Genomic DNA, 21425 nt, shown 5'->3' on the forward strand with positions numbered 1-21425 from the left:
CACTCCCTATTCGCTCTTCGCCGCTTCTCACGTCTCGATCTTCACGTACTCGAAGTCGCCCGGCTTGTTATCGATGCCGACCTTGGGCGGCGAGATCCATGACGCGAATTCGCCCGCCGCCGTCACCGGCTTCATCAGCGAGGCGATGAAATCGCCGTCTGCGATAGACGGCAGCCACCCGCCTTTCTTCGCATTCCATGCCGCATCGTCGATCAGAACGCCTTCGGGCGTGGCGTGAATATCCCTGAACTCGCCGATCGCACGGTGGAAGGCAACGTTGGGCAGCGTCAGCTTGAAATCGTAGCCGGCGGTCGAAATCACCTTGTTCCAGCGCAAGAGGCCCTTGACGCAGTCCTGGGTGTAGTCGTCGCGCAGGCGCATGTTGAGCGCGGTCAGCGCCGGCTCGTCGACGCGCTGAATCTTTCCGTCCACCAGCTTGAGCACCGGATAGGTGTCGTCGCGCAGGCGGTGGTCGTCCTTGATCTGGGTCTCGTGGTAGCGGCCCTTGACACCGGCATTGAACGCATTCGCCGCATTGGTCGAGACTTCCGAACCGAAGAGGTCGAGCGACAGCGAATAGTGCAGGTTGAGCTTCTTCTGGATGGTCGGCAGATCGATGACGCCTAACGCGCGAACCCTGGCGATTTCGTTGGGGTCGGTTATGCCGGCCTCCTTCATCGCGTCGCAGGTCCGCTGCACCACGCGGGTGATGCCGGTTTCGCCGACGAACATGTGATGGGCTTCTTCGGTCAGCATGAAGCGGCAGGTGCGCGACAACGGATCGAAGCCGGACTGCGCTAGCGAATGCAGCTGCATCTTGCCGTCGCGGTCGGTGAAATAGGTGAACATGAAGAACGACAACCAATCTGGCGTGGCCTCGTTGAAGGCGCCCAGCATGCGAGGGCTGTCGGCATCGCCGGAGCGGCGTCGCAACAACTCATCCGCCTCCTCGCGGCCGTCGCGGCCGAAATACTTTTGCAACAGATAGACCATTGCCCAGAGGTGACGGCCCTCCTCCACATTGACCTGGAACAGGTTGCGCAGGTCGTAGAGCGAGGGCGCGGTCTTGCCGAGATGGCGCTGCTGCTCGACGGAGGCAGGTTCGGTGTCGCCCTGGATCACGATCAGTCGCCGCAGCATCGCGCGGTATTCGCCGGGCACTTCCTGCCAGGCCGGCTCGCCATGGTGCTCGCCGAACGGAATGACGCGGTTCTCTTCTTCCGGCGCGAGCAAAATACCCCAGCGATAATCGGGCATTTTGACATAATCGAATTTGGCCCAGCCGCGCGGATCGACCGAATACGCGGTGCGCAGATAGACCAGCGACTGCTGGAAGCCTTCCGGCCCCATGTCGCTCCACCAGTTCATGTAGCCGGGGTGCCAGCCTTCCAGCGCTTTCAGCACCTGGCGGTCGGCGCTGAGATTGACGTTATTGGGAATCTTGGTCGAGTAATCGACATTCATGATGTTCATCGCCTTGCTCCCTGGCTGGCGAATAGCGAATAGGAAGTAGCGAATAGAACCATTCGCTATTCGCTACTCGCCATTCGCTTCCTACACTCTTGTCATATCGAACTGCGGCCTCTCGCCGGTGCCGTAGCGGCGCAGCGCGCCCTCCTCGCCGACCGCGTTCGGGCGCTGGAAAATCCAGTTCTGCCAGGCGGTGAGGCGGGAGAAGATTTTCGATTCCATGGTCTCGGGCCCGACGAAGCGCAGGTTCGCTTCCATGCCGGTGAGGCCGTCCGGCGAAAAGCTCGCGCGTTCCTCAAGGAACACGCGGACCTCGTCGTCCCAATCGATGTCGTCGAGCGCAAAGGTGATGAGGCCGAGCGCCTCGGCTTCCCCGGCATCGACCGCTTCGCCTATCTTCTCGCGCGCATTTTCCAGGTCCGACGGGTCGGCCTGAAAGCGCGATTGCAGCCGCGTCAGCCCATGACTCATTGGATAGGCGCCGAAGTTCAGCGCCGAGAGCTGCAGCGACGGCGGCGGTCGGTTGTCACCCTCACGCGAGCCGATCAGCATGTAGGAACGGTCGGCGGCGAACACGAGTTCGGCCAGCGTGCCGGCGAAGCAGGAGCCGGGCTCGACCAGGGCGACCAACGTACGCGAGGTGACATCGATGCGCTTGAGCACCCGCTTCCAGTATTGTCTGATCTCGTTGACCAGCCAATGCGCCTTGTTGGCCTCGAGGAACTCGTCATGAGCGAGCACGTTCGCGCCCTCGCCATGCGACTTGAAGACCAGCATCGCGATCCGAAGCTCGTTGATGCGCAAATGCAGGATGGCGTCGTCGAGTTCGCGCGCGAGCTGCAGCGGCCAGAACGCCGCGCCTTGCGCCATCATGCCGTCGATGTCGGCGGGCGGCGGCCCCTCGGGCGCCGCAATCGAGATGGTGGCGATGCGCGCGGTGCGGTCGATCTCGATGCTTACCGTGCCGTAGCGGATCGTGTTCTCACCGATGCTGCGCGAGAGCGGCGACAGCGCAATGCCCTTACCGTTGGCATTGCGCTTTGACGCGGCGGAGAATTCCTTCGCGCGCTCGGCGACCCTGGCTTCCAGTCTGCTGTTCGGCACGATTTCGTCGACGAGGCGCCACTGGACCGCACGCTTGCCCTTGATGCCTTCCTCGATGGTGCAGAAGTAATCGGCGTGATCGCGGCGCACCTTGCGCTTGTCGACCACGCGCGTCAGCCCACCGGTGCCGGGCAAGACCGCCAGCAGCGGTACTTCCGGTAGCGCGACGGACGCAGAACCGTCATCGGCGAGAATGATGTGATCGGTGGCGAGCGCGAGCTCGTAGCCGCCGCCGGCCGCCGTGCCGTTGACGACGGTGATGAAGCGCTGCCCGGAATTCTCGGACGAATCCTCGAAGCCATTGCGCGTTTCGTTGGTGAATTTGCAGAAGTTGACCTTATGCGCGTGCGTGGCACCGGCCAGCATGCGGATATTGGCGCCGGCGCAGAACACGCGGTTCTTGCCGGAGCGCAGGATCACGACCTTCACGTTGGGATGCTCGAAGCGCAGCCGCTGGACGGCGTCGGCGAGTTCGATGTCGACGCCGAGATCGTAGGAATTCAGCTTGAGCTGATAGCCCTCGAACAGGCCGCCATTCTCGTCAACGTCCATGGTCAGCGTCGCAACGTCGCCGTCGACATCAAGCTTCCAATGCCGGTAGCGCGATGGATCGGTCTGAAAATCGATAAAGCTCGCGCCGCCTGCGAGTACGCGTTCGTCCCCGGCCATGGGGCCCTTCCCTGATTATCTCTGCCATCGGATACATGCACAATAATGCATGTTACGGTGCAGGTCTAGGGGCTCCGAGCTACAAAATCTGCATTTTCTTGCATATCAGGGGCCTCAAAATGCGCCGCGCTTGCCGCCGACCGGCGCGACAACAGATCGTTGATTTCCGCCAACTTCGCCGCGCCTGTAGGCCCAGCCGGGCAACAGCAAATGAGCCGCGGTTGACGACGCCATCTTCGTTGACCAAAGCCAAGACTCGAAATTTACGCGGCGAGTGGTCCTGCGGAGGCGAGAGCAGCAATGCCGCTAGCCTTCATGCACAATCAAAATACGCCTGATGAAATCTGAAACTGCAGCCAGCGTCAGTTCAGGCGTCTCACGATGTGGCGAGTGTCCGCTTTGCGGAATTAACGTCACATCGACCGGACAATAACATTCTTCCTGCGCGATCTCGACCTGACGACTTGTCCCATATTGGTCCGCTTCGCCCTGCAGGATCGCGATCGGGACCCTGATATAGGCGAGGTAGTCACTGATGTCCCATCGACGAAAGGCGGGGTCCAGCCAGGCGTCATTCCAGCCGTAGAAGGCGTTGTCGACGTCGCGGTGCCAGCGCGCCAGCTTCGTTCGCAGATCCGTCGTCTTATAGGCCGTTCTGATCTCGGCGATCGAGGCGACCGACACATCCTCGACGATGAAATGCGGCGCGATCAGCACGACGCCGCGCAGGCGGTGATCGCCGCTGCCGCCGGCATAGATCGCGGCGATCGAGGCGCCGTCGGAATGGCCGAGCAGCACGCCGCGCCGAAAGCCGATGGCTTTAAGCACCGCCGGCAACACGTCGAGCGCCTCGCGGCTCATGTAGTCGAGCGGACGCGGCAGCGCAGCGGGCGTCGAGGCGCCATAACCGCTGCGCGAATAGACGAAGACGCCCATACCGGTCGCTGCCTGCAAGGATTGCGGAAAATCGCCCCACAGCGCCGCGGCGCCGAGACCTTCATGCAACATCACGATGGTCGGCGCTTCCGAAGGCTGAGGTCCAATCATGCGATATTCGAGATCGCGGTCGCCGATGCGAAGGAAGCCGGAGGGAGAGAGGGTCATGAGATCTTCTTCCGTCATTCCGGACAGGACGCGAAGCGGACTGGTCCGGAATCTCGAGATTCCGGGCTCGCGGCTGCGCGCCCCGGAATGACGAACAAACTATTTATTATCATCCCGCAGCTTGAAGCGCTGGATCTTTCCGGTCGCGGTTTTCGGTAAAGCTTCGACCCTCTCGATCCAGCGCGGATATTTCCAGACGCCGATCTTCTGCTTGACGTGTTCCTTCAGCGCCTCGTCAAGGCCATGCGTTTCGGCACCGCTGCGCAGCACCACGAACGCCTTGGGCTTGAGCAGGCCTTCGCCATCGGCCTCGGGTACGACAGCGGCTTCGAGCACCGCGGGATGCGTGATCAGCGCGCTCTCGACCTCGAACGGCGATACCCAGATGCCCGAAACCTTGAACATGTCGTCGCTGCGGCCGCAGAAGGTGTAGCGCCCGTCGGCGTCGCGCACATATTTGTCGCCGGTACGCGTCCAGTGCCCCTCGAAGGTGCGGCGGCTCTTGCTGCGCTGATTCCAGTAACCTTCGCCGGCAGACGGCGCGTCCACCAGCAGCTCGCCGACCTCGCCGTCGGGCACATCCGCACCCGCCTCGTTGACGAGCCGCACGTTGTAACCCGGCACCGGCCGGCCCGAAGCGCCGTATTTGATGTCGCCCGGCGCGTTCGAAAGGAAGATGTGCAGCAGTTCGGTCGAACCGACGCCGTCGAGAATGTCGACGCCAAAGCGCGCCTTCCACGCATTGCCAACGGATTCCGGCAACGCTTCTCCCGCCGACGTGCAGACGCGCAAGCGCTTTCCGCCGCCCTGGGCCTTGAGCGATTCATCGTTGAGCATCGCCGCAAACAGCGTCGGCACGCCGTAGAAAATGCTCGGATGATACCTGTTCATCAGTGAAAACATCGCCGCCGGCGTCGGGCGCTCCGGATTGAGCACGGTCGTGGCGCCGACCGACATCGGAAACGTCAGCGCGTTGCCGAGGCCATAAGCAAAGAAGAGCTTCGCCGCCGACAGGCACACATCGTCCTCGCGAATGCCGAGCACCTGCTTGGCGTAGGTCTCCGCGGTCGCGGCGAGATTGGCGTGCAGATGCCGCACGCCTTTGGGCATGCCGGTCGAGCCCGACGAATAGAGCCAGAAGGCCGGCTCGTCGGGGTGCGTTGCAGCCGTCGCAAACGCATCGCTCTCGCCTTTCAGCTCTTCGGACAGCAATTTGTGGCCGAACGCGTTTTGACCGGAGACGACAACGCATTCGAGATCGCTTATGCGTCCGACGATGTCTTTCACGGCCGGATAGAGCGCTTCCGACACGAATAGAACCCGTGCGCGGCAATCGGCGAGCACATAAGCATATTGATCGGTGGTCAAAAGCGTATTGAGCGGCACCGGCACGATGCCGGCGCGGATCGCGCCGAGAAACACGGCGGGAAAATCCACCGTATCGAGCATGATCATCGCCACGCGCTCTTCGCGGCGCACGCCCAGCCGGCGCAACAGGTTGGCGACGCGGCATGTCTGCCGCTGCAATTCGCCATAGCTCAGTTCGGAAACCGTGTCGGTATAGGCGAGCTTATGGCTGCGCCCTTCATCGATGTTGCGGTCGAGCAGATAGTTGACCGCATTGTAAGAAGTCATGGCGCTTCTCCCGGGCTTCCATCTCACTGCGCCAATGCCCTCATGGTGCGGAGGCGCGACAGTGCCGTCTCGAACCATGAGGCCACCAATCGGCCTCATCCTTCGAGACGCGCGCAAGCGCGCTCCTCAGATGAGGGGATAAAGCAGCTCGTGACGCAGCGGCATCAGCCAGCTTACTGAATTATAATTCATAGAAAGGCACCCTGCGCGGTTGCTGTCAATCCTTCCCGGCATTATGTTTCCTATATACCATCGTAGACGATCAATGCTTCTGCCCAGGGGATCATGACCCAGACCAGCGACCCGGCCAGCGATCCCGAAATCAGCTTTCTTGAACAGCTTGGCCAGCGCGTGCGCACCACGCGCGCGCTGCGCGGCATGTCGCGCAAGGTGCTGGCGAAAGTCTCCGGCATTTCCGAGCGCTATATCGCGCAGCTTGAAGCAGGCCGCGGCAACGTCTCGATCGTGCTGCTCCGCCGGGTGTCGCACGCGATGGGCGCGCATCTGGAGGATCTGATTCCTCACCAAGAGCCGTCGCCGGATTGGGCCGTGATCCGCGATCTGCTGCGCAAGGCCTCGCCTGCTCAAATCGCACAGGCCAAGGACATTCTTGCAGGGCACGGCGCATCGTCAGCGCGTGGCGCATCGTTTGCGGGCATTGCGCTGATCGGGCTGCGCGGCGCCGGCAAGTCGACGCTCGGAAAATTGCTCGCGAAAAAAATTGGCTGGAATTTCGTCGAGCTCAACAAGGAGATCGAGGCGCAGAATGGCTTGTCGGTCGCCGAGATCATCGCGCTCTATGGCCAGGAGGGTTTTCGCCGCCTGGAGCAGGCCGCGCTGACGCAATTGTTGGCGCGGAAAGAGCTGACGGTACTCGCCACCGGCGGCGGCATCGTCTCCGAGCCGGTGACCTTCGATCTTATTCTGTCGTCGTTCTATACGATCTGGCTGAAGGCCGAGCCGGAAGAGCACATGGCGCGCGTCCGCAAACAGGGCGATCTGCGGCCGATGGCGGACGATCGCTCGGCGATGGCGGAATTGCGCAACATCCTGACCAGCCGCGAGCCGCTCTATGCGCGGGCTTCCGCCGTGGTGGATACGGCCGGTCTTTCCGTGGACGCCGCCGCGGCAAGGCTGATCGACAGCGTGCGCCCGGTGTTGCAAAGCGAGGCGCGGTCGTTCGGCTTGCGCAGCGTCGCGGTTTAAGCGCGAGGAAATCATGTTGGCGCCGCAGCCGCGGTGCCATTCTCCCACAAAGCGACGATGTGAACACTCCACCGCCTAAAGGCGGTGGCTTCAGGTTACGGCTGGAAGCCGGATTGATCGACCCTGCGGGTCGATTTCATCAAACCACTTTGAAATTGTCGTCGGGCTCTTCCGGTTTTTGATCCTCGATGTACTTCTTCCAGACTTCATCGGTCACATTGCCACTGGTTGCCACCCAATATCCACGCGACCACAGATGCTGACCCCAATATCGCTTTCTCAGGGACTGATACTCCGTCAGAAGCTTATGGGAACTCTTCCCCTTGAGGTACTGCACCGCACGAGACACCGAAAGCATGGATCGACATCTCATGGCTACGGCTGATTTCCCGTAACAACTCCCTTGCACGCAGCCCGACATCCCCAACCAAAACCGGGTATCGATATTTGGTCACCCACACCATATGATATTTGTAATCCCATATCGTATGACTGCCAGATTTCGCCGTCTGCATGTGGAGGATGCTACCGCATCCCTTCGCCTGAAGGCGAGGGGTTTACGGATCCCAAAAAAGGGACTCTAAATCTAGTTTGGATTTGGAATATTCGGGATCGGCGTGGGAATTGGATTGACGAGTCCAGGAGGATTTTTTGGCGGATCGGCTGGGAGCAGCGTTTGCAACGGTAATGGAGGCGGCGCTTTGGCGGTAGGACGTCTCACGACGTGAGGAGCACTTGTAGGGTCGGAAATATGATCCAACATAGCTGCCTGTAGTTCCACTTCCGCAAGAGTAAATCTGCGCTCATACTTTGTCCCGCCATATTCCAGAACGACGGTGAATGGCACAAAGTCTCGGATAAACTTCGAAAGAGGTACGCCGTCCTTTCCTGTTTCTATAAACGGCTTTTCCCAACTACTAATTTCAAATTCTGCAAACGGCGGTATGCCAAATGTTTCGCTTCCTACAGTCGGAATCCATGGATGCGGGAAACATGCTATGACGTTTGACTGCGCCGATTGGTCACGCTCTTGCGCTAATAGGTAAATCGGAATCGCTACGTTGGTTTGTTCCGAGCGAAGATAGCCGCTAAATTTTGAAATTGGCTTATCCGTTTTATTCTTCCCCTTGGCGCCGAAAGCAACAACTCGAATTTCCTGTTCCCCCGTAATTTTCTGCATGGTCAAGAAAAATCCTGCACCACGGGTTGTTTGCTCGAAATTCCAAACGATCGGTCCGGAGTCAGGCTCTCTTCCATTAAACGAGAGAAACGAGCCGTTGCTATATGTACCGTAGATCACCAGCCAAATTAGGAACGAAATAACGGCAATAAAAGAACCGAGTCGAATGCTCATTCGACGGCTCCGAACTCGGCTTTCAGCGGTTTTTTCCTTAGCCGGATCAGCGGTCGCCGCTCGCCTATGGCGAATCTCGCCCATGATGACCTCATAGGCGACGAACAAAAGAACCAATAATTCTAGGATCGAAGAAAAGAAGATAAGCGCGTGCTCAGAAGGCATAGCTCACAACCCATCGATTTTGGACTATCGGACTGGTTGCACAATACTCTGATTCCCTCGAGTCCGAGAGCCTCGGACTCCCACAAGGGGAGAGGGCACAACAATGCGCAGCGCGACGAACCTTTCAGGCGCCAGTGCAGAACGGCTTCAAACGTCACAGCAATTTTGCCATCACCTTCTCCGCCTGCTCGCGCAGTAGCGGCAGGAAGCGCTTTTGCATCTCCTCGGTCGAGATGCGATCGACATGGGCGCCGATGTTGATCGCAGCAACAATCGCGCCATCGTAACGCTTCACCGGCACGGCGATGGAACGGAAATGCGGTTCCGCCTCACGATCGACCAGCGAATAGCCGCGCGCGCGGTCGGCGGCGATGGCAGAAAGCAAGCGCTTCGGATCCGTCACCGTTTGCGGCGTCAACGCTTCGCGCCTCATTGCACCCAACTTCGCTTTCAACTCGGCATCTCCGAACCGCCCAAGCAATGCCCGGCCGACGGCGGTGCAGAAGGAAGGCAAGCGGTAGCCGATATCGACGCCGCCCGAAAAAATCCGCGTCGGACTGCCGCGCGCGATGAAGACGACATCATCGCCATCGAGCACCGCGAGCGAGCTGATCTCCTGCGCCGCGCTTGCGATCTCATCGAGGGCCGGCTGCAACACCGCCACGAGCTGGTTGGAGCGGAGGTAGCTACCTGCGAGCGTCAGCACATGCGGCGTCGGTGCAAACAGCTTGCCGTCGCTTGAAACGTAGCCGCCATGGGCAAGCGTGAAGAGGATGCGCCGTGCCGTGGCGCGCGGCAGGCCGGCGAGATCAGCGATTTCGCTGAGCGTCATCGGCGAGGGTCGCTCGCCGAACACCTGCAACAACCTTAAACCCCGGTCGAGGCTCTCGACAAAATCGGTGGCGCGGGGCTCGCCGTCGGGCCGCTTGGGCTTGACCATGAAAGACTCTTGCCAAGTTCGGAAGTCGTGCTACGATAATTGAACATTTGTTCAATAGACAAACAAGCTAGCTCCGACCGCCTTCCATCGCAAGCCTTTTTAGGATGAGGTGATGTGCCATGATGAGCCAGGAACAGAACGACCTGATCACGCGCACGGGCCCGAAGGACCCCTGCGGAAAACTGATGCGGATGTACTGGCAGCCGGCGGCGCTGCTCGACGAACTCGAAGGCCCGCGCGCGATGCGTCCCGTCAAATTGCTCGGCGAAGACCTGGTTCTCTTTCGTGACGAGCAGGGCCGCTACGGTTTGATCGAGCGTCACTGCGCGCATCGCGGCGCCGACCTCGCCTTCGGCCGGCTGGAGCATGGCGGATTGCGTTGCGCTTTCCACGGCTGGCTGTTCGATTCATCCGGGCAATGCCTGGAGACGCCCGCCGAGCCGAAGGGCTCCAAACTCTGTCAGGGCATCAAGCAGCGCGCCTATCCGGTCGTCGAGAAAGGCGGCATCCTCTGGGCTTACTTGGGCGAAGGCGAACCGCCGGCCTTTCCCGAGATCGACTGCTTTGTCGCGCCCACCACCCACACCTTCGCCTTCAAGGGTCACATCGCCTGCAACTGGCTGCAGGCGCTCGAAGTCGGCATCGATCCGTCGCACGCCTCGTTCCTGCATCGCTTCTTCGAGGATGAAGACACCTCCGCCGCCTACGGCCGCCAGTTCCGCGGCGCGTCGGCCGGCACCGACCTGCCGATGACAAAAATCCTGCGCGAATACGATCGGCCGATCATCAATGTCGAACAGACCGAATATGGCCTGCGGCTGGTCGCGCTGCGCGAGATCGACGAGGAGCGCACCCATGTGCGCGTCACCAACCAGCTTTTCCCGCATGCCTTTGTCATCCCGATGAGCACGGAGATGACGATCACGCAGTGGCACGTGCCGGTCGATGACGAGAATTGCTACTGGTACGCGATCTTCACGAGTTACGGCGCGCCGGTCGACAAGAAGATGATGCGCGAGCAGCGCCTCGAACTCTATGAATTGCCGGACTATGTTTCGCGCAAGAACAAGGCAAACGATTACGGTTTCGATCCGCACGAACAGAAGACCGAGACCTATACCGGCATGGGCAGTGACATCAACGTGCACGACCAGTGGGCGGTAGAATCGATGGGGCCGATCCAGGATCGCACCCGCGAACATCTCGGCACCGCAGACAAGGCGATCGTGCAATATCGCCGCTTGCTGCGCCAGGAGATCGAGAAGGCAGTCAAGGGCGAGAAGCCATTCATGTCGCTCGACACGGCTCACGCGAAAAGCATTCAGGGCCCCGCGACGATGGACGGCATCGGTCCGACGCGCGGCTGGGAGACCTTCTGGATGGAAGTCGACGTCAGGCGGCGTCGCGGCGCGCCGTGGGCTGCACCCGTACCGGAAGACAGCGCGGACGTAGTGCCGCATCTGAGGGTGGTGTGATGGCTAGCCTCTTCGCCACATCGTCATTCCGGGATGGTGCGCAAGCACCAGACCCGGAATCTCGAGATTCCGGGTTCGATGCTTCGCATCGCCCCGGAATGACGAGTGAGGCCCTATGAGTTTCGTCGAGCGTCACGGCCTCTGGAGTGCCGAGCAGAAAGAGGCAGCGAGCCGCCTGCGCCGCATCGTCGAGGACCAGGATCTCGAAACCATCCGCCTCGCGTTTCCGGATCAGCACGGCATCCTCCGCGGCAAAACCCTGGTCGCAAGCGAAGCTCTCGCGTCGCTCGAAAGCGGCTGCGGCATCACCACCACGTTGCTCGCCAAGGACACCGCGCATCGCACGGTGTTTCCGGTGTTCACCTCCGGTGGCGGCTTCGGCATGCCGGAGATGGAGGGCGCGGCCGATGTGCTGATGGTCGCCGATCCCTTAAGCTTTCGCGTGCTGCCCTGGTCGCCGTCGACCGGCTGGCTGTTGTGCGATTTGTATTTTGCCGGCGGAAGCGTGGTGCCGTTTGCGACGCGGCATCTTTTCCGGAGAGTTCTCGATCAGCTTGGCCAGCGCGGCCTGGATTTCGTCGCCGGGCTTGAGGTCGAGTTTCACATCTTCAAGCTCGAAGACGCGAAGATGTCGCCCGAACACGCGGGCCAGCCCGGCCAGCCGCCGGAAGTCAGCCTGCTGTCGCACGGCTATCAGTATCTGACCGAGCAGCGCTACGACCAGATGGCGCCGGTGCTCGACCTGATCCGGCGCGACATTCTCGGGCTCGGCCTGCCGTTGCGCTCGGTCGAAGTTGAATTCGGCCCGAGCCAGTGCGAATTCACCTTCAAGCCAACCAAGGGGCTCGAGCCCGCCGACACCATGGTGCTGTTTCGCAGCGCCGTGAAGCAGATCGCGCACCGGCACGGCTATCACGCCACCTTCATGTGCCGGCCGAAACTGCCCAATGTATTTGCCTCCGGCTGGCACCTGCATCAATCCATCGTCTCGCGCGCCAACGGCGAGAACGCGTTCATGGCGAAAGCGAGCGATCAGGCTCTCAGTCCCCTCGGCCGCCACTATCTCGCCGGCCTTTTGCAGCACGCACGTGCGTCTGCGGTGTTCGCGACGCCCACCATCAACGGCTACAAGCGCTATCGCGCCTATTCGCTGGCGCCGGATCGCGCGATCTGGGGCCGCGACAACCGCGGCGTCATGGTGCGCATGCTCGGTGGCGCCAATGATCCGGCGACGCGGCTGGAGAACCGCATCGGCGAGCCCGCCGCCAATCCCTATCTCTATATGGCCTCGCAGGTACTCGCCGGCCTCGACGGCATCGATCGTGCGCTCGAACCTCCGCCGCCAGCCGACACGCCGTACGAGACGCAAGCGCCGGCGTTGCCGAAGAGCTTGCGAGAGGCGCTGGATGCGCTGAAGGCCGACACGTTCTTCCGCGAAAAGCTCGGCGCAGGCTTTGTCGACTATTATCTCCACATCAAGAACGCGGAGATCGAGCGCTTCCAGGCCGAGGTGTCGGACTGGGAGCACCGCGAATATTTCGAGATGTTTTGAGCAGCGCGGCGCTCGGCGCTCAAATGCCGAGATAGCGGTGCTGCAGATCGGACTCGGCGATCAGCTGTTCGGACGTACCGCTCCACACCGCGCGGCCGCGCTCGATGATGTAATGGCGGTCGGCGATGCGGGCGAGGTTTTCGACATTCTTGTCGATCACGAGCACCGATTGCCCGCGCGCCTTCAGCGTCGACAGGCAGTTCCAAATCTCTTCACGGATCAGCGGTGCCAACCCTTCCGTCGCTTCGTCCAGAATAAGCAATCGCGGGTTCGTCATCAGCGCGCGCCCGATCGCGAGCATCTGCTGCTCGCCGCCGGAGAGCTGGTTGCCCATGTTGTTGCCGCGTTCGGCAAGCCGCGGGAACAGGGCGTGGATTTTTTCCAGCGTCCAGGGTTCGCTGGAGGCAAGACGATTGGTGGAAGCCGCCACGAGGTTTTCACGCACGCTCAGATTCGGAAAGATCTGGCGGCCTTCGGGAACGAGGCCGATGCCGAGTTGTGCGATGCGGAAGGCGGCGAGCCCGCGAACCTCGCGTCCGCCGAAGCGGACGCGGCCTGCGCGCGGCGGCGTCAGTCCCATGATCGAGCGGATGGTCGTGGTCTTGCCCATGCCGTTACGACCCATCAGCGCGACCATCTCTCCGCTCCTGACCGAGAGCGACAGGCCGAACAGCACCTGGCTGAGCCCATAACAGGTCTCGATGGCCTCAACTTCAAGGAGAGGTGCTGCGTCAGCCATGGCGCGTCACCACATGCTGGTCACCGAGATAGGCGCGTTTGACCTCTTCGTTGACACGGATCGCGGCCGGCGCATCGGAGGCGATCACGCGGCCATAGACAAGCACGGTGATGCGGTCGGCAAGCGCGAACACTGCGTTCATGTCGTGCTCGACGAGGACAATCGTGACTTCTTTCCGCAAGTCGGCGAGCAGCTTCACCATGCGCGCCGACTCTGTCGCGCCAAGACCCGCCATCGGTTCATCGAGCAGCAGCAATTTCGGCCTGGTCGCAAGCGCGACCGCCAGTTCGAGCTCACGCTGCTCGCCATGACTCAACCGGGAGACCACGACGTCGGCGCGATCCGCCAATCCGACACGAGAGAGAGCTGCCAGCGCCGCCTCGCGCAGCCCCTTCTCCTTGCGGGCATTGCCGAAGAAGCGGAACGAGTGGCCATCGCGGGCCTGCGCCGCGAGCGCGACGTTGTCCGCCGCGGTGAAGTCGCGCAATAGCGAAGTGATCTGGAACGAGCGCGCCAGCCCCAGATGGCTGCGCTTCCAGGCCGGCAGATGCGTGACGTCCTGGCCGGCAAAGCGGATAGTGCCGGCCGAGGGCCGCAGCTGGCCGATCAGCTGGCTGATCAGCGTGGTCTTGCCGGCGCCGTTCGGCCCGATGATGGCGTGCAGTTCGCCGTGCGCGATATCGAGCGAGAGGTTGTCGGTGGCGACGATCCCGCCGAACCGGCGCACCAGGCTTTCGATGCAAAGCAGGGGTTCAGCCACGGGAGAACCTCCCGATCAGACCGAGAATGCCGCCGCGCCCGAACAGCACGATCAGGAGCAACAGCGGTCCCACGATCATCGCCCAGTATTCGGTGACCTGCGACAGAAATTCCTCGAGCACGAGATAGACGATTGCGCCAACGACGGGGCCGAACAGCGATCCCATGCCGCCCAGGATCACCATGACCATGAGATCGCCGGAGCGGGTCCAGTACATCACCGCCGGGCTGATGAAGTCCGTATTGTTGGCAAGCAGCGCGCCGGCAAGACCGCACATCGTGCCTGCGATGACGAAGCAGACCAGCTGATAGCGCTTCGCCGGAAAGCCGATCGCCTGCATGCGCTGCTCGTTCGAACGCAAACCCTGCACGACCAGCCCGAAGCGCGAGTTGACGATGCGCCAGACCAGGAAGATGCCGCCAAACAGGCAGAGCAGGCAGAGATAGTAGAATTCGACGCGGTTCGACAGGTTGATCACGCCGCCGAAGCTGGAGCGCTTGTAGATCGTCAAGCCGTCGTCGCCGCCGTAGCGCGACAGGCCGGAGGCAACGTAATAGGCCATCTGCGCGAAGGCGAGCGTGATCATGATGAAATAGACGCCGCGGGTGCGCAGCGACAGCGCACCAATCACGAGCGCAAACAGCGCGGACGCCAGCAGCGCCACCGGCCACTGGATGAAGCCGGAGCCGAAACCTTCGGCGGCGAGGATGCCGACCGCATAGCCGCCAATGCCGAGATAGGCAGCGTGGCCGAAGCTCATCATGCCGCCATAGCCCATGATGAGGTTGAGGCTGACGGCCGCGAGCGCGAAGATCACGATGCGCGTGAACAGCGTCAGCACGAAGAAGTTGCCGGTTACTTGCGAGAACAGCGGCAGCGCCACGAGACCGACGACGATGATCGCCGCGACCAGATTGCGGTAGTCGAGGGACGACGCCTTCATCGACGGTTGGCCGGGAACAGCCCCTCCGGCCTTGCCACCAGCACGATCGCCATCAGGAGATAGATCAGCATCGACGAGAGCGCCGGCGCCGCGGTCGACGCGGCAGCCGAACTCAAGACACTGCGCAACAGATCCGGCAGGAAGGCTCGTCCAAGCGTGTCGATCATTCCGACCAGGATCGCGGCAACGAAGGCGCCACGGATCGAACCGATGCCGCCGATCACGATGATCACGAAAGCGAGAATGAGGATGTTCTCGCCCATCCCGATCTGCACCGTGAGAATCGGCGCCTCCATCAGCCCGGCAAGGCCGGCGAGCGCCGCGCCGAGGCCGAATACCATCGTGTAGAGCAGCTTGATGTTGATGCCGAGCGCGCCGATCATTTCACGGTTCGAGGCGCCGGCGCGGATCAGCATGCCGACGCGGGTGCGCATCACCAGGATATAGAGCATCAAGGCGACCGCAAGCGCGACCGAGATGATGGCGAGCCGGTACGCGGGATAGAACACGCCGGGAATGATCTGCACCGGTACGGTGAGCCAGGCCGGCAGCGGCAGCGCGAGGCCGGCGGGTCCCCAGACCAGCCGCACCAGGTCGTTGAAAAACAAAATCAGCCCGAAGGTCGCCAGCACATGGTCGAGATGATCGCGGCCGTAGAGATGCCGTAACGCGATCACCTCCAGCGCGATGCCGAGCAGCAGTGTTGCGCCGAGCGCCAGCACGATGCCAATGACGAAATTGCCGCTCCAGGCGACAAACGTCGCGGCGAAATAAGCGCCCATCATGTAGAGCGAGCCATGGGCCAGGTTGACCAGGTCCATGATGCCGAAAACGAGCGTCAGCCCGGCCGCCAGCAGGAACAGCAGGAGGCCGAATTGCAGTCCGTTCAGAAATTGTTCGACGACAAGCAGCACGACAGACGGTTGCCCCGTTAAAGCTCACTTTTATCAGAGTTGAGGCCTCATGGTTCGAGACGCGCGGCACTTAGTTGCGCCATTCGCTGACGGCGTCGCCAGCGCTCGGCCTGCTCAGGCGGCCGCGCTCCTCACCATGAGGGTCTTTGATCCCATCTCGATCGCTAGACCTAATCCCTAGGAGCATCGCATCAGCGATGCGTCTCGAAGGATGAAGCCACCAACTCGACACCATCCTTAGCGGATTGCAGGAACAGTGCCGACAGGAAAAGACGGCGGCGCCGGCGCGCCGCCGGTCCTAAGACAGCCGTGCTCACTTCATCGGGCATTTATTGTGGAAGTTATCCTGGCTGTCCTTGACGATGGTCGCCATCGTCTTGAGCGACAACGAACCGTCGGCCGCTTTCACCACGTCCTGGAGATAGAAATTCTGGATCGGAATGTGGTTGTTGCCATATTTGTAGCTGCCGCGGACGGATTTGAAATCGGCCTTCTCCATCTCCGCCTTCATCGCGTCCTTCTTCGAGGTATCGCCTTTCACCGCGACCACGGCGCTGTTGATCAGTTGGGCGGCGTCGTAGGATTGGGCGCCGTAGAAGCTCGGGCGTGTACCGGGATATTTCTTGCGATAGTCCTCGACGAATCGCTTGTTCTGCTCATTCGGCAGATCGTTGACCCATTCCTGGGCGCCGGGAACGCCGAGCGCATTGTCCTTTTGCAGCGGCAGCGTCGTCTCGTCGATGGTGAAGGCCGTATAGAGCGGCATCTGCCCCTTCAAACCGGACTGCACATATTGATTGAGGAATTGCACCCCGGCAGCTCCCGGATAGAACACGAAGATTGCGTCCGCTTTCGAGTTACGCGCCTTGGTGAGCTCGGCCGAGAAATCAAGCTGGCTCGGCCACACCGTATATTCTTCGCCAATCACCTGACCTTTGAACGTGCTCTTAACGCCGGCCAGCATGTCCTTGCCGGCGGCATAGTTCGGGCCGATCAGGAATGCGGATTTGACGCCCTTCTGGTTCATGTAAAGGCCCATCGCGGCCGGCGTCTGGTCGTTCTGCCAGGAGGTCGAGAACGCGTAAGGCGAGCACAATTCACCGGCGAACTGCGACGCCCCGGCGTTGGCGCTGATCAAGAACGTCTTGGAATCCACCGCGGTCTTCAGCGAAGCGAGCAGCACGTTCGACCAGATATAGCCGACGATGAAATCGACATGGTCGGACTGCACCAGCTTCTCCGTCTTCTGCTTGCCGATGTCAGGCTTTTGCCCGTCGTCCTCGTAAATCACCTCGACCGGCTTGCCGGCCATCTTGCGGCCGAGATGGTCGAGCGCGAGCTCGAACGAATTGCGCATGTCCTTGCCGATGACTGCCGTCGGCCCGCTGAAGGTGGAGACAAAACCGATCTTGATCGTGTCCCCCGCCGCCGCGGGCTGAGCCAGCGCCAAAGCCGTTGCGCCTGCGAGCCAAAATGCCGTTCTCATAGGTGTCCCTCCTCCGTCCTTATCGTTTCCCGCCGGGTAAGCCGACCGGCTGCCGCGGTTTTGAGCCAGGGCTTTCCGCGCCCTTTAATGCCTTGTTTTGTGCGCGAAATCGCAGGTCCCCAGCAAGTACGAACCGACGGCTCCCTCTTTGAACCTTCGGACCATGCCACCGCCGCATGCACCATAATTCGCGGGTAGCGGCGAAGGCAAGAATTATAGTGCCGGATCTTAGGGTGCGGATTTGACTGTTCAATAGGCGGACAATCCGCTTTCGCTATCGCTCCATCGGAAATGCGGCCTTGAGCGCGGCGCGCGAACGCTTACACAGACAAACAGAGCCATTCGAATGTGGGGGCGCCATGAATACTCCAGCGCTTGGTCCGGAAGATGCGCATCGCGTGGTGATCGTGGGCGCCGGCTTTGGCGGGCTCGAATGCGCGCTGGGGCTGAAAGGCGCGCCCGTCAAGATTACGCTGGTCGATCGCCGCAACCATCATCTGTTTCAGCCGCTGCTCTATCAGGTGGCGACCGCTTCCCTCGCAACGTCCGAGATCGCCTGGCCGATCCGCCATCTCATGAGTGACAGGCCGGAGGTCACGACGCTGTTTGCAACCGTCAGCGGCGTCGATGCGAACAACAAGCGCGTGCTGCTCGAAGATGGCGATACCCTTCCCTACGACACGCTCGTGCTTGCGACCGGCGTGCGTCACGCTTATTTCGGCCACGATGAATGGGAGCCATTCGCGCCGGGCCTCAAGACGCTGGAGGACGCCACCACGCTTCGCCGCCGCATCCTGGTCGCCTTCGAGCGCGCCGAGCGCGAAAGCGATCCGAAAAAGCGCGCCGCGATGCTGACCTTCGCGATCATCGGCGCTGGCCCGACCGGCGTGGAGCTTGCCGGCACCATCGCCGAACTGGCGCGCGATACCCTGCCGCCCGACTTCCGCAACATCGACACGCACAGAACACGGGTCGTTCTGATCGAGGCCGGCCCGCGCGTGCTGGCAGGTTTTCCCGACGACCTCTCGGCTTACGCGCAGCGTTCGCTCGAGGAGATCGGCGTCGAGGTCGTGCTGGGACAGGCTGTCACCGAATGTTCCGCCGACGGCGTCGTCTATGGCGGCAAGCCGCTGGCGGCGCGGACCTTGATCTGGGCCGCCGGCGTGCGCGCCTCGCCTGCCGCCGAATGGCTGCATGCGCCGGCCGACCGCGCCGGGCGGTTGCAGGTCATGCCGGATCTCACCGTGCCCGATCATCCCGACATCTTTGCCGTCGGCGACACGGTTACGATTGCCGACAGCAAAGGAAATCCGGTACCGGGCATCGCCCCCGCCGCCAAGCAGCAGGGACGTCATGTCGCGGCCTCGATCAAGGCGCGGCTGCGCGGGGAGACGCCCAGGCCATTTCGTTATAGCCACGCCGGCAGCCTCGCCCAGATCGGCAAGCGCAGGGCGGTGATCGACTTCGGCAAGGTCAAGCTGCGCGGCACGATTGCCTGGTGGATCTGGGGCATTGCCCACATCTACTTCCTGATCGGGCTGCGCAATCGCCTCAGCGTCGCCATCAGCTGGCTCTGGGCCCTCGCCCGCGATCAGCGCGCGGCGCGGCTGATCACCCAAGGCTCCAGCAAGGTAGGACGCTGAGAGGGCCGTTGCGGGACTGCCCGTAAAATGGGCAGAGTGTTCTGCGCGCGTGGCCTGGAGCCCGCGTCGCAACCTGTCAAACAGTTGATAGTACGAAGCCATCCGGGCAGTTGGGCGGCGCCCGGTGATTGTACACAATGGCACGTCAATTGCTTCACACGACACGCCATTTCGCGAATTCAGGGAGTACGGCCGACCATGGTCCCCTCGTCCATAGCCATCAGGATTGACGCGTGAGCGAAACCGTCGCCGCCCTCGTCGCCGCGCACCGCGCGGGGTCACAGTCGCCTGCACAAACCATCACGCGAAGTTTCCAGCGCATTCGCGAACACAACGATCCCGCAATCTTCATCTCCTTGCGCGAGGAAAAAGATGCGGTGGCGGAGGCCGAGGCGCTTTCGTCGAAGGACGCGAGCGCGTTGCCGCTGTTTGGCGTTCCGGTCGCGGTCAAAGACAATATCGATGTGGCGGGACTGCCGACCACGGCCGCCTGCCCGGCCTATTCCTACTTGCCGGCGCGCGACGCCACCGTGGTTACGCGGCTGCGCCAGGCCGGCGCTATCGTCATCGGCAAGACCAACCTCGATCAGTTCGCGACCGGCCTGGTCGGCGTGCGCTCGCCTTACGGCATTCCCGTCAATCCCATACGTGCCGACCTCATTCCGGGCGGATCAAGCTCGGGGTCCGCCGTCGCCGTTTCGGCGGGCCTCGTGCCGCTTTCGCTCGGCACCGACACCGCGGGGTCCGGCCGCGTGCCCGCCATGCTCAACAACATCGTCGGGCTGAAGCCGAGCGTCGGGCTGGTTTCGTCGGCCGGCGTCGTACCGGCTTGCCAGTCGCTTGATTGCGTGTCGATCTTTTCGCTCACGGTCGATGACGCCATCGCGGCGCTGTCGGCCATCGCGGGCCCCGACAGCGCAGATCCGTTCTCGCGCGACCGGACAGTTTCGAAACCAGGTCCCTTTCCCACCGGCTTGCGGCTCGGCGTGCCGCGCGAGGGCCAGCTCATCTTCTTCGGCGACAAGGCGCAAGAAGCGGTCTACGCAGCGGCGCTCGAACAATGGCGGTCGCTCGGCGCCAATTTGGTCAGCTTCGACCTCGAACCGTTCAATGAGACCGCGCGTCTGCTCTACGAAGGCCCTTGGCTGGCCGAACGCTATCTCGTCATCCGCAACCTGCTCGCTTCGCAGCCCGATGCTATCCATCCGGTGACGCGGGAGATCACCCTTGCAGGCAGCCGGATTTCCGCCGCCGATACCTTCGCCGCGCTCTATCGGCTGCAAGCGCTGCGGCGCATCGCCGAGCATGCCTTCGCCAATATCGATGCGCTGGTGCTGCCGACGGCGCCGACCGTCTATACGACCGCGCAGGTCCTGGCCAATCCGATCGAACTCAATTCAAGACTCGGCGCCTACACCAACTTCGTCAACCTGCTCGACCTCTGCGGCCTTGCACTGCCATCGGCGATCAGAGGGGACGGCATTCCGTCCGGCATCACCCTGCTCGCGCCGGCGGGCCATGACGCGCTGCTCGCCAGCATCGGCCGCGTCTTTCAGGCACAGACCAAGCTTCCGCTCGGCGCCAAAGGCGTGGCTATGCCCCAGCTTGCCGATCTCGACGCAAGCCTGACCGGTGACGAAATTCCGATCGCGGTGGTTGGCGCGCATCTTTCCGGAATGGCGCTCAATGGCGAATTGAAAGCGCTTGGCGGCAGGCTTCTGGAAGCCACCTCGACTGCGGCGGACTACCGGCTCTATGCGCTGCCGACCACCTCGCCCAAACCAGGCATGCTGCGCGTGGAAGAGGGAGGCGGTACCTCGATCGCGCTTGAGATATGGGCGCTGCCCGCGGCCGCGTTCGGCAAATTCGTCGCCGCGATCCCGCCGCCGCTCTCGATCGGAACGGTCCGCTTGAAGGACGGCCGCGGCGTGAAGGGCTTTATCGTCGAGGCTACTGACACAGGCCACGCGCAAGACATTTCGGCCTTCGGCGGGTGGCGCGCCTTCGTGGCGCGGTAACCGGGCCTCATGGTGAGGAGGCGCGCCAGCGCCGTCTCGAACCATCCCCTCATCCTTCGAGGCGCGCGCAATAGCCAATTGGGGTTGATGCCGCCCTGTCGTCGCGCGCTCCTCAGACCGTATGTCCCTCTTTCAGAGCGGAGGCGACTCACCCTCGATGCGAGTGCGAGGGTTACCCGGATAGGCCGGGCAGAGCCTCACGCAAGGAGGGCGAGTCATGGGCGATTATAGCGAAGCTTTCGTGGGTC

The 21425-nt window shown here is 62.0% G+C and carries 16 protein-coding genes and 1 pseudogene; 5 read left to right on the forward strand and 12 right to left on the reverse strand.

The annotated features are described in order from the left end of the window. Window positions 1-27: 27 nt before the first annotated feature. The 4 genes from boxB to M6D32_RS16725 form a co-directional block, all read right to left on the reverse strand. Entirely contained in the window at window positions 28-1464 is a 1437-nt protein-coding gene (boxB, locus tag M6D32_RS16710; protein ID WP_298258162.1) for a benzoyl-CoA 2,3-epoxidase subunit BoxB, read from the reverse strand. A gap of 90 nt (window positions 1465-1554) precedes the next feature. Next, window positions 1555-3243: a 2,3-epoxybenzoyl-CoA dihydrolase gene (gene boxC / locus M6D32_RS16715; protein ID WP_298258127.1), complete on the reverse strand. Its 1689-nt coding sequence runs from the start codon at window positions 3241-3243 to the stop codon at window positions 1555-1557. Between the two features lie 306 nt (window positions 3244-3549). Next, window positions 3550-4347, reverse strand: a complete 798-nt coding sequence (locus M6D32_RS16720; RefSeq protein WP_298258129.1) for an alpha/beta hydrolase — start codon at window positions 4345-4347, stop codon at window positions 3550-3552. A 99-nt stretch (window positions 4348-4446) separates the two neighbouring features. Beyond that, window positions 4447-5982 (reverse strand): benzoate-CoA ligase family protein, encoded by a 1536-nt coding sequence (locus M6D32_RS16725; RefSeq protein WP_298258131.1) that lies wholly within the window; start codon window positions 5980-5982, stop codon window positions 4447-4449. Between the two features lie 285 nt (window positions 5983-6267). On the opposite strand from M6D32_RS16725, the gene M6D32_RS16730 reads away from it, so the two are divergent. After that, a complete protein-coding gene (locus M6D32_RS16730; protein WP_298258133.1) occupies window positions 6268-7188 on the forward strand; it encodes a helix-turn-helix transcriptional regulator in 921 nt (306 codons plus the stop codon). 139 nt (window positions 7189-7327) lie between these two features. Here M6D32_RS16730 and tnpA read toward each other — a convergent pair. From tnpA to M6D32_RS16745, 3 genes and pseudogenes are all read right to left on the reverse strand, one after another. After that, window positions 7328-7703 (reverse strand): annotated as a pseudogene (gene tnpA, locus M6D32_RS16735) (IS200/IS605 family transposase). 71 nt (window positions 7704-7774) lie between these two features. Next, window positions 7775-8707, reverse strand: coding sequence for a hypothetical protein (locus M6D32_RS16740; protein WP_298258135.1), 933 nt, complete (start codon window positions 8705-8707; stop codon window positions 7775-7777). Between the two features lie 154 nt (window positions 8708-8861). Beyond that, the gene (locus M6D32_RS16745) at window positions 8862-9647 is read right to left on the reverse strand and encodes an IclR family transcriptional regulator C-terminal domain-containing protein (protein WP_298258138.1); all 786 of its coding nucleotides are present in this window, start codon (window positions 9645-9647) and stop codon (window positions 8862-8864) included. Window positions 9648-9766: 119 nt separating this feature from the next. Between M6D32_RS16745 and M6D32_RS16750 the strand changes: the two genes are divergently transcribed. Next, entirely contained in the window at window positions 9767-11122 is a 1356-nt protein-coding gene (locus M6D32_RS16750) for an aromatic ring-hydroxylating dioxygenase subunit alpha (RefSeq protein ID WP_298258140.1), read from the forward strand. Window positions 11123-11237: 115 nt separating this feature from the next. Beyond that, window positions 11238-12674 carry a glutamine synthetase family protein gene (locus tag M6D32_RS16755; RefSeq protein ID WP_298258142.1) on the forward strand — a complete coding sequence of 479 codons (1437 nt, stop codon included), beginning with the start codon at window positions 11238-11240 and terminating at the stop codon, window positions 12672-12674. A gap of 19 nt (window positions 12675-12693) precedes the next feature. On the opposite strand, the gene M6D32_RS16760 is transcribed toward M6D32_RS16755, so the two are convergent. From M6D32_RS16760 to M6D32_RS16780, 5 genes are all read right to left on the reverse strand, one after another. After that, window positions 12694-13413 carry an ABC transporter ATP-binding protein gene (locus M6D32_RS16760; RefSeq protein ID WP_298258144.1) on the reverse strand — a complete coding sequence of 240 codons (720 nt, stop codon included), beginning with the start codon at window positions 13411-13413 and terminating at the stop codon, window positions 12694-12696. Further along, entirely contained in the window at window positions 13406-14173 is a 768-nt protein-coding gene (locus M6D32_RS16765; RefSeq protein ID WP_298258146.1) for an ABC transporter ATP-binding protein, read from the reverse strand. Before M6D32_RS16765 ends, M6D32_RS16760 begins: the two co-directional genes overlap by 8 nt. After that, window positions 14166-15116 (reverse strand): branched-chain amino acid ABC transporter permease, encoded by a 951-nt coding sequence (locus M6D32_RS16770; protein ID WP_298258148.1) that lies wholly within the window; start codon window positions 15114-15116, stop codon window positions 14166-14168. The genes M6D32_RS16765 and M6D32_RS16770 overlap by 8 nt, the downstream gene beginning before the upstream one ends. Beyond that, window positions 15113-16030, reverse strand: coding sequence for a branched-chain amino acid ABC transporter permease (locus tag M6D32_RS16775; RefSeq protein WP_298258150.1), 918 nt, complete (start codon window positions 16028-16030; stop codon window positions 15113-15115). Before M6D32_RS16775 ends, M6D32_RS16770 begins: the two co-directional genes overlap by 4 nt. 313 nt (window positions 16031-16343) lie before the next feature. After that, window positions 16344-17516, reverse strand: a complete 1173-nt coding sequence (locus tag M6D32_RS16780; protein WP_298258152.1) for an ABC transporter substrate-binding protein — start codon at window positions 17514-17516, stop codon at window positions 16344-16346. Between the two features lie 359 nt (window positions 17517-17875). On the opposite strand from M6D32_RS16780, the gene M6D32_RS16785 reads away from it, so the two are divergent. Beyond that, a complete protein-coding gene (locus tag M6D32_RS16785) occupies window positions 17876-19159 on the forward strand; it encodes an NAD(P)/FAD-dependent oxidoreductase (protein ID WP_298258154.1) in 1284 nt (427 codons plus the stop codon). 233 nt (window positions 19160-19392) lie between these two features. Next, entirely contained in the window at window positions 19393-21177 is a 1785-nt protein-coding gene (gene atzF / locus M6D32_RS16790; RefSeq protein WP_298258156.1) for an allophanate hydrolase, read from the forward strand. The last annotated feature ends 248 nt before the right edge of the window (window positions 21178-21425 follow it).

The sequence above is a fragment of the Bradyrhizobium sp. genome, from assembly GCF_027307225.1.
Classification (GTDB): domain Bacteria; phylum Pseudomonadota; class Alphaproteobacteria; order Rhizobiales; family Xanthobacteraceae; genus Bradyrhizobium.

What these genes read in the sequence shown, in the direction of transcription:
- boxB (WP_298258162.1), bottom strand. Translation starts at nt 1,464, where the DNA reads ATGAATGTCGATTACTCGACCAAGATTCCCAATAACGTCAATCTCAGC.
- boxC (WP_298258127.1), bottom strand. Translation starts at nt 3,243, where the DNA reads ATGGCCGGGGACGAACGCGTACTCGCAGGCGGCGCGAGCTTTATCGAT.
- M6D32_RS16720 (WP_298258129.1), bottom strand. Translation starts at nt 4,347, where the DNA reads ATGACCCTCTCTCCCTCCGGCTTCCTTCGCATCGGCGACCGCGATCTC.
- M6D32_RS16725 (WP_298258131.1), bottom strand. Translation starts at nt 5,982, where the DNA reads ATGACTTCTTACAATGCGGTCAACTATCTGCTCGACCGCAACATCGAT.
- M6D32_RS16730 (WP_298258133.1), top strand. Translation starts at nt 6,268, where the DNA reads ATGACCCAGACCAGCGACCCGGCCAGCGATCCCGAAATCAGCTTTCTT.
- M6D32_RS16740 (WP_298258135.1), bottom strand. Translation starts at nt 8,707, where the DNA reads ATGCCTTCTGAGCACGCGCTTATCTTCTTTTCTTCGATCCTAGAATTA.
- M6D32_RS16745 (WP_298258138.1), bottom strand. Translation starts at nt 9,647, where the DNA reads ATGGTCAAGCCCAAGCGGCCCGACGGCGAGCCCCGCGCCACCGATTTT.
- M6D32_RS16750 (WP_298258140.1), top strand. Translation starts at nt 9,767, where the DNA reads ATGATGAGCCAGGAACAGAACGACCTGATCACGCGCACGGGCCCGAAG.
- M6D32_RS16755 (WP_298258142.1), top strand. Translation starts at nt 11,238, where the DNA reads ATGAGTTTCGTCGAGCGTCACGGCCTCTGGAGTGCCGAGCAGAAAGAG.
- M6D32_RS16760 (WP_298258144.1), bottom strand. Translation starts at nt 13,413, where the DNA reads ATGGCTGACGCAGCACCTCTCCTTGAAGTTGAGGCCATCGAGACCTGT.
- M6D32_RS16770 (WP_298258148.1), bottom strand. Translation starts at nt 15,116, where the DNA reads ATGAAGGCGTCGTCCCTCGACTACCGCAATCTGGTCGCGGCGATCATC.
- M6D32_RS16780 (WP_298258152.1), bottom strand. Translation starts at nt 17,516, where the DNA reads ATGAGAACGGCATTTTGGCTCGCAGGCGCAACGGCTTTGGCGCTGGCT.
- M6D32_RS16785 (WP_298258154.1), top strand. Translation starts at nt 17,876, where the DNA reads ATGAATACTCCAGCGCTTGGTCCGGAAGATGCGCATCGCGTGGTGATC.